Raw genomic sequence first — 334 nt, forward strand, 5'->3', positions numbered from 1 at the left:
ATTGATAACCAACAAAAAATATCCACCATGATAATTACATTTTTGAGATATTATTAGTAACAATGAAAAATCAAGAAGGTGAATGATCATAATGAAACTCAGGGTGATTTTATTTTTCACACCAATTATTTTTGGATGTCAAACACACAAAAATGAGAATTTAACTCAAAAAGTAAAAATAGAACAATTAACTGCATTAACGGCTGGGATGCGTTATCTAAAAGAAATATGTGGTATGGAAAAGTTACCAAGTGAAGAGAAAATAGTGAATAGTGCCATAACCATGATGAAATATGATAACTCTCTCAGTTTACAGCAGAGTAGTCATTCGCGG

General features: G+C 30.5%; 1 pseudogene. It reads left to right on the forward strand.

Annotation, left to right across the window (positions count from 1 at the left end):
- Positions 1-91: 91 nt before the first annotated feature.
- Positions 92-334: pseudogene (locus V1952_RS22640) on the forward strand (hypothetical protein); the annotation flags it as partial.

Source organism: Yersinia sp. 2542 StPb PI (assembly GCF_048593855.1).
In the GTDB taxonomy this organism is placed as follows: Bacteria; Pseudomonadota; Gammaproteobacteria; order Enterobacterales; family Enterobacteriaceae; genus Yersinia; species Yersinia enterocolitica_E.